General features: G+C 72.2%; 12 protein-coding genes. 4 read left to right on the top strand and 8 right to left on the bottom strand.

All coding sequences use genetic code 11. From position 1 onward, the window contains the following. Positions 1-190: 190 nt before the first annotated feature. From ACSYGO_RS28265 to ACSYGO_RS28250, 4 genes are all read right to left on the bottom strand, one after another. A complete protein-coding gene (locus ACSYGO_RS28265) occupies positions 191-1180 on the bottom strand; it encodes a malate dehydrogenase (protein WP_426677392.1) in 990 nt (329 codons plus the stop codon). A 1134-nt stretch (positions 1181-2314) separates the two neighbouring features. Continuing rightward, positions 2315-3565, bottom strand: coding sequence for a helix-turn-helix domain-containing protein (locus ACSYGO_RS28260; protein ID WP_460388113.1), 1251 nt, complete (start codon positions 3563-3565; stop codon positions 2315-2317). A 711-nt stretch (positions 3566-4276) separates the two neighbouring features. Beyond that, positions 4277-4945, bottom strand: a complete 669-nt coding sequence (locus tag ACSYGO_RS28255) for a response regulator transcription factor (protein WP_426677394.1) — start codon at positions 4943-4945, stop codon at positions 4277-4279. After that, positions 4942-6114 (bottom strand): sensor histidine kinase, encoded by a 1173-nt coding sequence (locus ACSYGO_RS28250; RefSeq protein ID WP_426677395.1) that lies wholly within the window; start codon positions 6112-6114, stop codon positions 4942-4944. The genes ACSYGO_RS28255 and ACSYGO_RS28250 overlap by 4 nt, the downstream gene beginning before the upstream one ends. A 311-nt stretch (positions 6115-6425) precedes the next feature. Between ACSYGO_RS28250 and ACSYGO_RS28245 the strand changes: the two genes are divergently transcribed. Continuing rightward, entirely contained in the window at positions 6426-6869 is a 444-nt protein-coding gene (locus ACSYGO_RS28245; protein ID WP_432175773.1) for a hypothetical protein, read from the top strand. Positions 6870-6943: 74 nt separating this feature from the next. Here the strand turns inward: ACSYGO_RS28245 and ACSYGO_RS28240 are convergent, their stop codons facing one another. Both ACSYGO_RS28240 and ACSYGO_RS28235 read right to left on the bottom strand, forming a co-directional pair. After that, entirely contained in the window at positions 6944-7375 is a 432-nt protein-coding gene (locus ACSYGO_RS28240; protein ID WP_257004929.1) for a DUF3017 domain-containing protein, read from the bottom strand. Positions 7376-7454: 79 nt separating this feature from the next. Next, on the bottom strand, positions 7455-8309 hold the full coding sequence (locus ACSYGO_RS28235) for a bifunctional methylenetetrahydrofolate dehydrogenase/methenyltetrahydrofolate cyclohydrolase (RefSeq protein WP_399076982.1): 855 nt from the start codon (positions 8307-8309) through the stop codon (positions 7455-7457). A 267-nt stretch (positions 8310-8576) separates the two neighbouring features. Between ACSYGO_RS28235 and ACSYGO_RS28230 the strand changes: the two genes are divergently transcribed. The 3 genes from ACSYGO_RS28230 to ACSYGO_RS28220 all read left to right on the top strand — a co-directional run bounded on the left by ACSYGO_RS28230 (position 8577) and on the right by ACSYGO_RS28220 (position 11770). Beyond that, complete coding sequence (locus ACSYGO_RS28230) at positions 8577-9215, top strand: hypothetical protein (RefSeq protein WP_426677397.1); 639 nt, start codon at positions 8577-8579, stop codon at positions 9213-9215. Positions 9216-9365: 150 nt separating this feature from the next. Continuing rightward, on the top strand, positions 9366-10121 hold the full coding sequence (locus tag ACSYGO_RS28225) for an FHA domain-containing protein (protein ID WP_460388110.1): 756 nt from the start codon (positions 9366-9368) through the stop codon (positions 10119-10121). Then, positions 10118-11770 carry a protein kinase domain-containing protein gene (locus ACSYGO_RS28220; RefSeq protein WP_460388108.1) on the top strand — a complete coding sequence of 551 codons (1653 nt, stop codon included), beginning with the start codon at positions 10118-10120 and terminating at the stop codon, positions 11768-11770. The genes ACSYGO_RS28225 and ACSYGO_RS28220 overlap by 4 nt, the downstream gene beginning before the upstream one ends. A gap of 119 nt (positions 11771-11889) precedes the next feature. Here the strand turns inward: ACSYGO_RS28220 and purH are convergent, their stop codons facing one another. Then, on the bottom strand, positions 11890-13479 hold the full coding sequence (gene purH, locus ACSYGO_RS28215) for a bifunctional phosphoribosylaminoimidazolecarboxamide formyltransferase/IMP cyclohydrolase (protein WP_432175771.1): 1590 nt from the start codon (positions 13477-13479) through the stop codon (positions 11890-11892). Next, positions 13476-14144: a phosphoribosylglycinamide formyltransferase gene (purN, locus tag ACSYGO_RS28210; protein WP_095936308.1), complete on the bottom strand. Its 669-nt coding sequence runs from the start codon at positions 14142-14144 to the stop codon at positions 13476-13478. The genes purH and purN overlap by 4 nt, the downstream gene beginning before the upstream one ends. Positions 14145-14467: the final 323 nt, after the last annotated feature.

Raw genomic sequence — 14467 nt, 5'->3', positions numbered from 1 at the left:
CCGTGTTTCCCCCGGCCGCCCCCCGGTTCCCTGGGCGGCTCGCACGTCACGACGATAGTGAGGTCTACCCCCACTGCACCCTTCTTTATGGCGACAAAGCACGCATGTTCGATACGTACTTTCCCTACGCACGCGTCGGCCCCCGCCCGGAATCGCTTCCCGGGCGGGGGCCGACGCAGGTGTGGGTGGCTCAGATGAGGCCGAGGGCGCGAACAGCCTCGCGCTCCTCCTCCAGCTCCTTCACCGACGCGTCGATGCGGGAGCGGGAGAACTCGTTGATGTCCAGGCCCTGGACGATCTCGTACCGGCCGTCCTTGGTGGTGACGGGGAAGGAGGAGATGAGACCCTCCGGCACGCCGTAGGAACCGTCCGACGGGATACCCATGGAGGTCCAGTTGCCGGCCTCGGTGCCGTTGACCCACGTGTACACGTGGTCGATGGCGGCGTTGGCGGCCGAGGCGGCGGAGGACGCGCCACGGGCCTCGATGATCGCGGCACCACGCTTGGCGACGGTCGGGATGAAGTCCTCGGCCAGCCACTTCTCATCATTGACGACCTCGGCGGCGTTCTTGCCGGCCACCGTGGCGTGGAAGATGTCGGGGTACTGGGTGGCGGAGTGGTTGCCCCAGATGGTCAGACGCTTGATGTCGGCGACCGTGCTGCCCGTCTTCTTCGCGAGCTGGGTCAGCGCGCGGTTGTGGTCCAGGCGGGTCATGGCCGTGAAGCGCTCGGCCGGTACGTCCGGGGCGGCGGCCTGCGCGATGAGCGCGTTGGTGTTCGCCGGGTTGCCGACGACCAGGATCTTGACGTCGTCCGCGGCGTGGTCGTTGATGGCCTTGCCCTGCGGCTTGAAGATGCCGCCGTTGGCCTCCAGGAGGTCACCGCGCTCCATGCCCTTGGTGCGCGGGCGGGCGCCGACGAGCAGACCGACGTTGGTGCCGTCGAAGGCGACGTTCGGGTCGTCCGTGATGTCGATGCCCTGAAGGAGCGGGAAGGCGCAGTCGTCGAGCTCCATGGCGGTGCCCTCGGCGGCCTTCAGCGCCGGCGTGATCTCCAGGAGGCGCAGCTTGACCGGCACGTCCGCGCCGAGCAGCTGGCCGGAGGCGATGCGGAAGAGCAGGGCGTAACCGATCTGGCCGGCCGCGCCGGTGACGGTGACGTTCACGGGAGTGCGGGTCATGGCGTTCTCCGTATGACAGCTGGCGGTGGGGCGTCCCTGCCCCGGGTGCAGGATCGTCCCTGGCAACCGCCGCAATGATCGATCAAAGGTTCGGATGATCGATCTCTCGGCGTCAAGAGAGATCCGCCCGTCAGGCTATCGCGCCTCCAGCACCCCGGACGTCCGGGTTCGTGTGGCCCACCCCACAGACCGCCCGAGCGGTGGCGGCCGCCGGTCCGGGAGAGGGGGACGCGGCGGCCGCCATCGGGGTCACCGGGCGGTGTCCGGGAGGGTTGCCCCTCCCGGACGGCGCCGGATCCCGTGGGGTACGGAACGCCTGCCCCGATCCCTCCGGACCATGCCCCCCCTGGACTCCGTCCCGCCCCGATCGGCCGGAACGGCCGCGCCTTCAAACGCCGGACGGGCTGAGGCACTGCCCCTCACCCCGACCACACGGCCCCCGGAGGCGGGGCAACTCGGCCTGCACGGCCTCGTCCTCAAGCGCCGGACGGGCTGGAAGGCGGCTCCCTGTCCTCGATGCGGGGCGGGGTACGTGGTGCCGCACGCATGAGAGGGGGACGCACCCGACCCCGTGAGGCACCCGGAACTCAGCCAGATCGGCCTGAACGGCCTCGTCCTCAAACGCCGGACGGGCTGAAGGGTGGCTCTCTGCCCTCAAGGCGAAACGGGCCGGGAGCTGGCGCCCGGCGGGCAGGGAACTGCCCGCCGAACGGCACGGGAGCTGCCGCCGGACGAGACGGAAGGTGGTGCCGGACCGGACGGGAACCGCCGCCGAACGGCACGGAAGCCGCCGGCAGTCTGGACGGAAGGTGCCGCCGGACCGGACGGGAACTGCCGTCGGACACGGCACGGGAACTGCCGCCGGACGGGTCAACGGTCGGCCCTCAGCCCCACTCACACCCGCAGTCGCCCATGCACCGAAGGGGCCGTGCCGGTGCATCACATGCCCGTTGCGGACGGCAACACAAGCCCACCGCACTGAACCACCGGACCACACGACGGCTGCAACGGGCGGATCACCGGCACGGACCCGACCCACCCACCGGACCCGAGGCGAGGCCAGGCCCACCGGACCCGAGGCGAGGCCAGGCCCACCGCACCGGAGGCGAAACGGCCCGACAGCAACCGCTGCTTCTACTTCGTGCAGCCCTTCTGCCCGGACTTCAGCGTCGCGCACGCCGTCGCGTCGCCCGCGTCCTTCACCGCGACCATCGGCGTGTAGGCGTCCGTGTCCGCCTGGACCGACCCGGTCTGCTTCGCCGCGCCGCCCGAGGACACGTCCACCTGGTCACCGGCCGCGGCCTGGGTGATGCGGGCCCAGGCAGCACCGCAGGTCTTGCTGTAGCGCACCTCGACGAGCGCCGTACCGACCGTCGCGCTGGACGTCGTCCGGGCCAGTTCGCCGCCGCAGCCCATGTTCTCGGGGTCCTTGCCGGTGCACTCGGCCCCGCTGCACTTGACCCCGGCCGGCAGATCGGGATTCGCGGCCGCGGAGGTCGCGGGCGACTTCGGTGTACCGCCCGCCTCCTTCTTGTCGTCCCCGCTGGTGAGGAACACGGCCACAGCAACCACCACGAGCGCCCCCACGACCCCCGCGAGGAACATCGTCAGCCGCCGCTTCCGCCGCGCTCCGTCCCCCGCCGCACGGCGCGCTCCCCCGGGCCGCGCGTCCTGAGGCCCGCCCGGCCCCGCGCCCGGCCCCGCCGGTCCACCGGGCCGCGCCGGTCCGGCCGACGCCGAGGGCCCGTACCGCCCCACCGGATCCGACGGCGAGGGAACGACGCCCCAACTGCCGCCCCGCGCCCCACTTCCGTACGAGGACGAGGAGGACGAGGAGGACGAGGACGACTCACCCGCGTCCGGCCCGGTCGGCTGCACCGGCACGGAAGACACAGAAGACCCGGACGAGCCGGACGACGGCACCGTGGGCGACACCCCCGCGGGCCCGGCAACCCCGGGCGTCACGGTCGCGCTGCCGCCCTTGCGCGTGGCCTGCCGCCCGCTGCCCCCCTTGCCCGGCGCCGACCCCGGCCCCGGCCCCGGCCCGAACTCACCGAGCGCGGCACGCGCCTGGGAGATCCGGATCGCCTCCATGGTCATGTCGTGGCGCATCTCCGAGCGGCTCCAGGCACGCTCGGCCAGCTCCCACATGGTCGTCAGATGGACGGGATTCGTCCCGGTCACCTCGGCGAGCGCGACGATCGCACCCTTGGGCGCGAGAAGCCGTCCGTTGAGGTATCGCTCCCAGGACGTCTTGCTGTAGCCCGTGCGGTCGGCGACAGCGGCGACGCTCAGACCGCTCCGGTCCACGAGCCGGCGCAGCTGACTGGCGAACTCCTTGACCTGCGGATCGAGTTCATCCGGCAAGGCCCTCCAACGAGGCATTGCTTCCCCCCTCTTTCCCCCGTACGTGCACGACTGTTCCCCCTGCGCACGGCGCCTCCGCCGAGTCCCCGTTCTGGCTACCCACAGGGATGCGCCCGGTCAGGATCTCAGTTCCCGGGATGGGGGCGCACGGGAGCATCGAACCGGGGCATGCACCGTTGCACGCCCGCCGGACCGCGGTCCAGTGTCCCACCGGCATCTTGTACGACCGGCCGAACCCCCTGCCCCCACCAGGACGCCCCAACCGCCCGGATTGCCCACGTTATCCCGGCTGTTGCCGTGGATCGGCGCACATCCTCCAACTTGTCAAGACATCGACACAACGGGAACACAAGAGCGACCTCAGGGGCCACGGAAGGACTCGGCTCCCCCGGCAGCGACGGCATCACAACGGACGGCGGGACGGAGCGGGAGCGCCGAACCGGGAGAGGGAACCGGACGTCACCCGCCGCCGGGCCGCGGTTCCCGGGGCTCAACGCGGACTCCGTACCGGAATGGTCACTTCCGTGCCACAGCGAACTGCCAGGTGTTGAAGAGCCTGTCGGCGGTGCACAAGGGTTGACCCAGGGCGGAACACCCGCCCGGCCGCGGCCCGTCCTTACTCGGGGGAGAGGACGGGCCGCTCTCGTACCCACCCCGCCCCAGGCGCTGCCGCACCCGCCCGCCCCGCCCCACCCCGGCTCCACCCAAAGGGCGGCACCGCCCCCGCACTCAGCCCCGAGGCGTGACCAGCCCGGTCTCGTAGGCGACCACGACGGCCTGCGCCCTGCTGTCGAGGTCGAGCTTGGTCATCGTGCGGTTGAGATGCGTCTTCACGGTCGCCTCGCTGATGTAGAGGCGGTCGGCGATCTCCAGGTTGGACAGACCGCCCGCGATGAGCTTCAGGACCTCCAGCTCGCGCGAGGTCAGCGCGGCGAGGTCCGGCGGCGGCGCGGCGTCCGGGGCGGCCCCCGCCTGCCGGGCGAACGCCTCGACCAGGCGCCGGGTGACGCTGGGCGCGAAGAGCGTGTCGCCCCCGCCGACGGCGGCCACCGCGGCGAGCAGCCGCTCGGGCCCGGAGTCCTTGAGCAGGAACCCCGAGGCGCCGGCCCGCAGCGCCCCGTACACGTACTCGTCGAGGTCGAAGGTGGTGAGGACGAGGATGCGCGGAGCGGGCTCGGCCGCCTCGGCCAGGATGCGTTCGGTGGCGCGGATGCCGTTCGTGCCGGGCATCCGGATGTCCATCAGGACCACGTCGGGCCGCGTCTCGGCGGCGAGCCGGACCGCTTCGTCGCCGTCTTCCGCCTCGCCGACGACCTCGACGCCGGGCGCCGCGTTCAGCAGCCCCACGAGCCCGGCCCGGATGAGGTACTGGTCGTCGACGACGAGCACTGTGGTCATGCCGTGGTCTCGTCCCCCCGCCGTTCGGTCCGCGCGGAGGCGGGCAGGGTCAGCCGCACGGCGAAACCACCCTCGCTCAGCGGGCCGATACTGATCGTCCCGCCGTAGAGCTTGGCCCGCTCCCGCATGCCGATCAAGCCGTGCCCGCCGGCTCGGGCCACTCTGTCCGGAATCACCTCCTCTCCGTCGTTCGTGACGGAGACGGTCACCTGGTGCTCCTGGTAGTGGAGTTCGACGGACGCGGTGGCGTGCCGGGCGTGCTTCAGGATGTTGGTGAGGGCTTCCTGGACGACGCGGTAGGCGCAGAGTTCGACGCCGGGTGCGAGCGGGCGCGGGGCGCCCCGGACCTGCAGCCCGACGGGCACGCCCCCGGCGCGCACCCGCTCGACGAGGTCGCCGAGACGTGCCAGTCCGGGCATGGGCGCGGCCGGGCTCCCGTCGCGTTCCTTGAGGTCCTCCTCGCGCAACACCTGGAGCATGCGGCGCAGTTCGTCGAGGGCCTCACCGCTGGTGTCCGCGATGGTGCCGAGCGCGGTGCGGGCGGTGGCCGGGTCGGAGTCGAAGACGAACCGGGCGAGGCCGGCCTGCACCGATATCACCGACATGTGGTGGGCGACGACGTCGTGCAGTTCGCGGGCCATGCGTCCGCGCTCCGCGGCGACTTCGCGGCGCGCCCGCTCGGCCTGCTCCGCGCGCAGCCGGCGGGTGAGTTCGGCGGAGCGCCGGGCCAGGAAGCCGAAACGCCACAGCACGGCGGAGAACAGCAGGGCCTGTGCGACGACGGAGGCCATGGCGTCGCTGTCGCTGACCAGTCCGGCGTAGACCCACATGGTGACGAGCAGCCCGGCGCAGAGGGCGGTGGTACGGGCCTGCCGCACCGACGCCACGGTGTAGAGGGCGAGCATCGGGCCGAAGGTGCACACGACGGGCCAGTAGCCCAAGGTGACGTATCCAAAGGTCACCGCCTCGACCGTGCCGAAGACGACGAGGGGTGCCCGGCCGCGGAAGGCGACGGGCAGATGCGCGAGGACGACCAGCGCGTAGGCCGGTGCGTCGAGCGCCGGCCAGCCCTGCTTCGCCGACTCCTGCCCGAGCAGCACGGCCACGCAGACCATGGCGAGCGCGATCAGCGTGTCGACGGCGAACGGGCGGGGCGGCCGGAGGCGCATCGGCGCAGCGTAGCGCCGCTTCCCCGGCCCCGGCGTCAACCTTTCGCGGTACCGCGGAAGTTGCAGGAACCGCGGGCCTACCGCGGGTGATGGTGCGCGAGTTCAAACCGTCGCGGGACGCGGAGGGTGCGGGAAGGCCCGTACGTTCGGTGACCACGACGCAACACGGGACCGGCACACCGGCCCCGCACCACACCACACGGGACCGGCCCGACCACCGGCCCCACACGACGCGGGACCGACCACCGGCCCCGCACCACACGGGACCGGCCGACCACCGGCCCCGTATCCGAGAAGGGGAATCGGAACCCATGAACACTTCCGCGAGCCCGTCCACAAGCACGTCCAGGAGCACCGTCACGGGCACCCGCACCAGCACCAGCACCAGCACCCGGGGGCGCCTCGCCGTCGGCCTGGCCGCGGTGGCCCTGCTGGGCGGCGGCCTCGCCCTCGCCCCGGCGGCGACCGCCGCGCCCAAGGCACCGATGGCCGACTCCTGCACCCAGAACTGGTCCGTCTCCAGCGCCCAGGGCTACGCCAACGGCAAGTGGTGCAACCGCAACACGAAGGTCACCGGGACGGTCCACGACACCAAGTCCGACGGCCGGTGCCCGTTCGTGCGCGGCCTGCTGAACGGCGGCGGCCACGTCGACAGCGACTGGGCCGGCCCGAAGGGGGACTCCTCGCCGGTCAGGCTCTACGCCCCCGGAGGCAAGTCGTTCTACAAGGTCCAGATGATGTACATCAACTGCTGACGACCACCCCGAAAGCACGGTGGCCCGCACCCTCCGGGGGAGGCGCGGGCCACCGTCGTGCGCGTACGCCGGACTCAGCGCACCGTGAAGTGCAGCGTGTCGTCCAGGAACGGGATCACCAGCCACGGACTGGGCTGCGCCATCATCGCGAGCAGCACGATCGCGACACCCAGCACGCCGTACGTGACCATGTCGGTGAAGCGGGAGCGGACCGCGAGCATGCCCACGTCGGGCAGCATCCAGCGCATCACGGCGCCGGCCAGCAGCGCGGCGCCGATCAGGATCGTGCCGAAGCGGAACACGTCGAGCGCGGTCAGCAGCAGTCCGAGACCGACGGCCGACAGCACGGCGAGGATCGGCCACTGCCGGGCGGGCGCGGGGGCGTCCCCGGGCGCGGCCCGGCCGCCGCCCTCGGGCCGCGCGGTGTCCCGGGTGAACAGCGGGAAGCGCCGGGTGGTCCGCCGCGGCCTGCCCTCGGCGTCGGGCGCGCTGATGGCGTCCCGCACGGTCTCCTCGGCGTCCTCGACGGCCGAGTCGGCGCCGGCGCTCCGCGCGCCGCGCGCCTCGCTGTCCTCGGAGCCTCGGTCAGCCGACACTGCGCTCCGCCGCCTCCACCACGTTGACGAGCAGCTGGGCGCGGGTCATCGGGCCGACGCCGCCCGGGTTCGGGGAGATCCACGCCGCGACCTCGGCGACGTCCGGGTGCACATCGCCGACGATCTTGCCTTCGGCGCTGCGCGAGACACCGACGTCGAGGACGGCCGCGCCCGGCTTCACGTCCTCGGCCCTGACGAGGTGCGCGGAGCCCGCCGCGGCGACGATGATGTCGGCGCGCTTGAGGTGCGCGGACAGGTCGCGGGTGCCGGTGTGGCACTGGGTGACCGTGGCGTTCTCGCTGCGCCGGGTCAGCAGCAGCGGCATGGGGCGCCCGATGGTCACGCCGCGGCCGACGACCACGACCTCCGCGCCCTTGATCTCGACGCCGTACCGGCGCAGCAGGGTCAGCACGCCGTTGGGGGTGCAGGGCAGCGGGGCCGGCTCGTTCAGCACGAGACGGCCGAGGTTCATCGGGTGCAGGCCGTCCGCGTCCTTGTCCGGGTCCATCAGCTCCAGGATGCGGTTCTCGTCGATGCCCTTGGGGAGCGGCAGCTGGACGATGTAGCCGGTGCAGGCGGGGTCCTCGTTCAGTTCCCGCACCACCGCCTCGATCTCCTCCTGCGTGGCGGTCGCGGGCAGCTCACGCTGGATGGAGGCGATGCCGACCTGGGCGCAGTCGCGGTGCTTGCCCGCGACGTACTTCTGGCTGCCGGGGTCGTCCCCGACCAGGATCGTCCCGAGGCCGGGCGTGACGCCCTTCTCCTTCAGGGCCGCCACGCGGGCGGTCAGATCGGACTTGATCGCGGCTGCGGTGGCCTTGCCATCGAGAATCTGGGCGGTCATGGCTCCATCCTCGCGGATGACCCGGTCATGGTTCCAATCCGGGCACCCGGCGGCCGCCGACGACGGCCGGGACAATGTCCCGTCATGATCACTGATGTTGCACTTGCACAACACATAGGGAATGTGGCTGGACAAGTAAGAGGGGCTTAAAGAACCATGAGCAGCACAGTGCCGCGGGCAGTACCGGGGGGACGGACCGCTCTGTAGAAAATTCCTCCGACCGTGCCCCGCGTCGTCCCCGCACCAGGCAACGGAGGAACACCCGCCATGAGTTTCGGCGACCCGAACAACCCCTACGGGCAGCCGCCGCAGCAGCCTCCGGCCGCTCCCGGCTACGGCTACCCCCAGGCTCCCGGCGTACCCCCGCAGGGCTACGGATACCCGCAGCAGCCGGGGTACCCCGGCTACCCGGGCTCGAACCAGATGCTCCCGCAGACGATGCCGGGCCTGCTGGTCACGGCCCGCGTCTTCCTGTTCATCATCTCCGCGGTGCAGATCCTCGCGGCGCTCGGCTGGTTCTACGTGGCCGCCATCGCCAACGACGTCTCGAACACGGCGGACAGCTACAGCTCGTCGAACGACGACGTGTTCAGCAGCTTCAGCGACGGCGCCGACATCGCCACCGGCGTCCTCGTGCTCATCGCGCTGATCGCCGCGGGCCTCGCGGCCCTGTCCATCACGCTCGGCGTGAAGTTCGGCCGGGGCGGCCAGGGTGTCCGCATCACCACCGTCATCTACGGCGCGCTCGGCGGGATCGTCGGTCTGATCATGCTCTTCGTCGGTCTCGACTCGGGCATGGCCTCCGCCGTCATCTTCCCGCTGATCTGGGTGGTCTTCGCCGCCATCATCACGGCCGCTCCCGTCGTCGCGAGCGGCACCGCCTGGTTCGCCCGCCCGCGCTACTGAACACCTCGGCGCAGGCGTCGAGTTCGCAGCACTGAACAGTTCACGCCATTCGCTCCAAGGGCCGTGTCTCACCCGCACAAGGGGGCGACACGGCCCTGGTGTTTCTGCCTACCCTGAATCCCGTAGCCGCGCGTGCACGGGAGACGGACCTTGTACAGCATCATCGTGGTACCTCCGCCGACCACGGAGGGCGGGCACGAGACTCCCCGACTCCGGCTCGCTCCGGGCGAGCGCCTCACCTTCGGACGCTCCCCGGCGGACAACGGCCTGACGATCGCCCACGAGGGCGTCTCCCGCGCGGCCGGCGAGATCACCGCGCACAGCGCCTACTGGATCCTCAGCAATCTCTCCGCGCACCAGACGTACGTCGTGGAGAACCCGGAGGGCGCGGGCGAGCACATCAAGGTCGGCCCGGGGCGGCTGGACGCCCCCGTGCCGTTCGAGTTCTCCCGGATCGTGCTGCCGGCGGCGGGCGACCTGCTGCCCATCGAGGTGTGGGCGCCGCGCCACGACTACCTGCGCTCCCCCGGCGGCCTGGACGGGGCGACGACCGCGCCGGCCTTCTCGGTCGACCGCACCAAGCGCTACTTCGCGGTACTGGCCGCGCTGTGCGAGCCGCGGCTGCGCGGCGCACCGCACGCCCCGATCCCCACCGTCGACCAGGTCGTGGACCGGCTGAGCCCGCACTGGCCGTCCGTCACCCGCACCACCGTGCAGTGGAACATCGACTACCTGGCGGTGAAGCTGCGCCTCAAACCCGGACCCGACACGGCGGACACCGGGCCGCGCCTGAACGGCAAGAAGGAGTCGCTGGTCTCGCTGGCGCTCCGCTTCGACCTCGTCCGCGAGGACGACCTGGCCGTCCTGGCCGTCCTGGCCGCGTCCCGGGACCGGACCGCACGGTGAGCGATCCCTACGCGGTACCGGTGCCCGAGGGATACCGGGTGGGGGCCTGGGAGGTCGGCGCGCCCATCGCCACGGGGGCGTTCGGGAGCGTGTACGAGGCCCGTCTGCGCACCGGCGCGCCCCCGCCGGGAACACGCCCCGCGAACCCGGACGAGAGCGCGCCGCATCCGGGAGGCGACGGCCCCCACGGTCTTCCCGGCACGGCCGCGCTCAAGTTCCTGCCGACCGGCACACGCACCCCGCGGCAGCTGACCCATCTGCGCGAACTGGCCGAGCGCGAAGTGGAACTGCTCCGCCGGCTGCGTTCCGCGCCCCGGCTGATCCGGCTGTACGAGACCCTGACCGTCGACGACCCGGAACACCCCGGGCTCGACGGCGCCACCGTGCTCGTACTGGAGAAGGCGGAGGGCTCCCTCGCCGCGCTGCTCGCCCGTGCACCGCGTCCCGGGGACGGGCCCGCGCTGCTTGCGCAGATCTGCGAGGGGCTGGCCCAGCTGCACCGGGCGGGCTGGGTGCACGGTGACCTGAAGCCGGCCAACGTCCTGCTGATGCGGGACGGTTCCGCGCGGCTCGCCGACTTCAACATGGCCGCGGAGCTGGAGGGCACCCACGCGTACACACCCGCCTTCTCGACCCCCGACTACACCCCGCCCGAACTGCTGTGGTCCGAGATCGGCGAACGGGGCCGGCGCATCAGGCCGTCGGCCGACGTCTGGGCCTTCGGCGTGCTCTCGCATCTCGTCCTCACCGGCTCCTATCCGCTCCCGGGCGGCACCCCGTCGGCTCGCCGGGACGCGGCCGTCGCCTACGCGCGCGGCACCGACGAACTGCGTCTTTCGCCGCTGCTGCCGGACGCCTGGCGGCAGATCGTGCGGGACTGTCTGGCCCGGACGCACCGGGAGCGGATCGGCGGCGAGGCCCTGCTGCGACGGGTGGCGAAGGCGGCGGGCGCACCCCGCTCCCCTCGCGCGCTGCCGCGGCGCGTGGGCGGGAGACGGACGGTGCGCGGTGGCCGGGCCGTGCTCGGCGCGGTGGCCGGGGTCGTCGCGGCGGCCGCCGTCGGGTACGGGATCAGCGCGCTCGCGGGCGACGGCTCCGGCCGTCCGCGGCCCGGGGCGGAGCACAGCGCCACGGCGAGCGCCCCGGGGACGGGTGCGGCACGCTACGGCGCCGCCGAGCTCCGTACCGACAAGGGCGTCCCGGTCGCCTACCGCAGGCTGATCGTGGACTCGGCGCACGACTGTGTGCAGGCGCAGGTCACGCCGGCGCTGATCGCCGCGATGCTGAAGGCCGAGAGCAACTTCGACGCCCGGCTCGCCGATCCCGCCCTGGACGAGTACGGGATCGCCCGCTGGACCCCGCGCGTCCTGCGCTTCTACCTCCGCTCCGACGGAAGACCCACCGAGCGGATCCCCGAACCCCCCTTCACCCCGGCCCAGTCCGTCCCGGCCATGGGCCGCTACCTGTGCGCGATCGCGCCGCGCCTGGACGTGGGACTGAAGGGCGACGAGCGCGTGCTGATCGCCGCCTCGTACCGGACGTCGTACAGGAAAGTGAACGACGCGGGCGGAGTTCCCCCGAAGGTCCGTGCCTACGCCGACCGCGTCGCTCACTACCTCAAGGAGTACACGCCGCCCGGGAAGAAGTGACCCTGGGACTTCCGAGGTACCCCGGCGACGGGCACGGCCTCCGGCTCCCGAGGGGGAGGCCGGAGGCCGTCGTGGCGCCGCCGGGCGCGGCCGTCGCTGCTGCCGCGCCCGGGCGTCCGTCAGTGGAAGAAGTGGCGCGTGCCCGTGAAGTACATCGTGATGCCCGCCTTCTTCGCGGCCTCCACGACCAGCTCGTCACGGACCGAACCGCCGGGCTGGACCACGGCCTTGACGCCCGCCTCGGCCAGGATCTCCAGACCGTCGGGGAACGGGAAGAACGCGTCGGAGGCGGCGTACGAGCCGCGGGCGCGCTCGGCGCCGGCCCGCTCCACCGCGAGCTTCGCGGAGTCGACGCGGTTGACCTGGCCCATGCCGACACCGACGGAGGCGCCGTCCTTGGCGAGCAGGATCGCGTTGGACTTCACCGCGCGGCAGGCGCGCCAGGCGAAGGCCAGCTCGTCGAGCTCACCCTGGCTGAGCGCCTCACCGGTCGCGAGGGTCCAGCTCGCCGGGTTGTCGCCGTCGGCCTGGAGCCGGTCGGTGACCTGGAGCAGCGCGCCGCCGTCGATCTGCTTGACCTCGACCGGGTTCGCCGGAGCCCGGTGGGCGCGCAGCACGCGGATGTTCTTCTTCTTGGTGAGGGCTTCGAGGGCGCCGTCCTCGTACTCCGGCGCGACGATGACCTCGGTGAAGATCTCGGCGACCTGCTCGGCCATCTCCTTCGTCACCGGCCGGTTGACGGCGATCACACCGCCGAACGCGGACAGCGGGTCGCAGGCGTGCGCCTTGCGGTGCGCCTCCGCGACGCTCGACGCGACCGCGATGCCGCACGGGTTGGCGTGCTTGATGATCGCGACGCACGGGTCGGTGTGGTCGTACGCGGCACGGCGCGCGGCGTCCGTGTCCGTGTAGTTGTTGTACGACATCTCCTTGCCGTGCAGCTGCTCGGCCTCGGCGAGGCCGCCCGTGCCGTCGACGTACAGCGCGGCACCCTGGTGCGGGTTCTCGCCGTAGCGGAGGGTGTTCTTGCGCTCGTAGGTCGCGCCCAGGAAGTCGGGGAAGCCGCTCTCGTCGACGGCCGCGTAGTCGTCCGCGAACCAGGAGGCGACGGCGACGTCGTACGCGGCGGTGTGCTGGAAGGCCTCGGCGGCGAGCCGCTTGCGGGTGCGCAGGTCGAAGCCGCCGTCCTTGACGGCGGAGAGGACGTCGCCGTACCGGCCCGGGCTGGTCACCACGGCGACCGACGGGTGGTTCTTGGCGGCGGCGCGGACCATCGACGGTCCGCCGATGTCGATCTGCTCGACGCACTCGTCGGGCGTCGCGCCGGAGGCGACGGTCTCGCGGAACGGGTAGAGGTTGACGACGACGAGGTCGAACGGCTCGACGCCCAGCTCCGCCAGCTGCCGCTGGTGGTCGGGCAGCCGCAGGTCGGCGAGGATGCCCGCGTGGACCTTCGGGTGCAGAGTCTTGACGCGGCCGTCCAGGCACTCGGGGAAGCCGGTCAGCTCCTCGACCTTGGTGACGGGGACGCCGGCCGCGGCGATCTTCGCGGCGGTGGAGCCGGTGGACACCAGCTCGACACCGGCTTCGTGCAGCCCGCGCGCGAGCTCCTCGAGCCCGGTCTTGTCGTAGACGCTGACGAGCGCGCGCCGGATGACCCGCTTGGTGCCCTCGGTGTTCTCGGCCGTGACTGTGCTGTCGGCGGTCACTGGATAACTACCTTTCGTCCCTCAATGCGATAGCCGTTGCGGGCGAGCCGCCCCACGACATCGACGAGCAGCCTTCGCTCGACTTCCTTGATGCGCTCGTGCAGAGCGCTCTCGTCGTCCTCGTCCCGGACCTCCACCACGCCCTGCGCGATGATCGGCCCGGTGTCGACGCCGTCGTCGACGAAGTGGACGGTGCATCCGGTGACCCGCGCGCCGTACGCGAGCGCGTCGCGCACGCCGTGGGCTCCCGGGAAACTGGGCAGCAGGGCGGGATGCGTGTTGACGAACCGCCCCCCGAACCTGGCGAGGAATTCCTTCCCCACGATCTTCATGAACCCGGCGGAGACGACGAGATCGGGCTCGTACGCGGCGGTCGCCCCGGCGAGCGCCGCGTCCCACTCCTCGCGGGTGTCGTAGTCCTTGACCTTGCAGACGAAGGTCGGCAGCCCGGCCCGTTCGGCGCGCGCGAGCCCCTCGATGCCCTCCCGGTCGGCGCCCACGGCGACGATCTCGGCGCCGTAGCCCTCGGTGCCCGCGTCCGCGACGGCGTCGAGCAGTGCCTGCAGGTTCGTACCTGATCCTGAGACCAGCACGACGAGGCGCTTGGCCTTGGCCACGGCGGGGCCCTTTCTCGGGGAAGCGTTTGTACGGTCGTACGAATGCATCGCGCCCCGGGATACGGGGAAGTCTACGAAGCGGTCGACCGTCAGCAACGATACCGGCACACCGGACGGCCCCCACGGGACGGGGGCGTGGCCGGAAGGTAGCGTCTGGAGAGGATCCACCCGGGAACGTCCGGCAAGGATCCGTCCCGGAACACCGTCCCGTGCGGGGAACGCCCCGTGCGCGCGGGACGTTGACCAGGGACGGGCACGAACGCCCGGGACACCGGTCCCGGGAACACCCGCGGCGCGGGCCCCGGAAACCGGGGCCCGGGCCCTGCAAGACATCCGGGGCGCGAGTCCCGGGCAGGACGCTCGGGGCGCGC

This window comes from Streptomyces krungchingensis (genome assembly GCF_054729265.1).
The sequence above is the reverse complement of the archived record's forward strand: the minus strand, read 5'-3'. Positions and strand labels throughout refer to the sequence as shown.

What these genes read in the sequence shown, in the direction of transcription:
- ACSYGO_RS28245 (WP_432175773.1), top strand. Translation starts at nt 6,426, where the DNA reads ATGAACACTTCCGCGAGCCCGTCCACAAGCACGTCCAGGAGCACCGTC.
- ACSYGO_RS28255 (WP_426677394.1), bottom strand. Translation starts at nt 4,945, where the DNA reads ATGACCACAGTGCTCGTCGTCGACGACCAGTACCTCATCCGGGCCGGG.
- ACSYGO_RS28235 (WP_399076982.1), bottom strand. Translation starts at nt 8,309, where the DNA reads ATGACCGCCCAGATTCTCGATGGCAAGGCCACCGCAGCCGCGATCAAG.
- ACSYGO_RS28260 (WP_460388113.1), bottom strand. Translation starts at nt 3,565, where the DNA reads ATGCCTCGTTGGAGGGCCTTGCCGGATGAACTCGATCCGCAGGTCAAG.
- ACSYGO_RS28250 (WP_426677395.1), bottom strand. Translation starts at nt 6,114, where the DNA reads ATGCGCCTCCGGCCGCCCCGCCCGTTCGCCGTCGACACGCTGATCGCG.
- ACSYGO_RS28265 (WP_426677392.1), bottom strand. Translation starts at nt 1,180, where the DNA reads ATGACCCGCACTCCCGTGAACGTCACCGTCACCGGCGCGGCCGGCCAG.
- ACSYGO_RS28230 (WP_426677397.1), top strand. Translation starts at nt 8,577, where the DNA reads ATGAGTTTCGGCGACCCGAACAACCCCTACGGGCAGCCGCCGCAGCAG.
- purN (WP_095936308.1), bottom strand. Translation starts at nt 14,144, where the DNA reads ATGCATTCGTACGACCGTACAAACGCTTCCCCGAGAAAGGGCCCCGCC.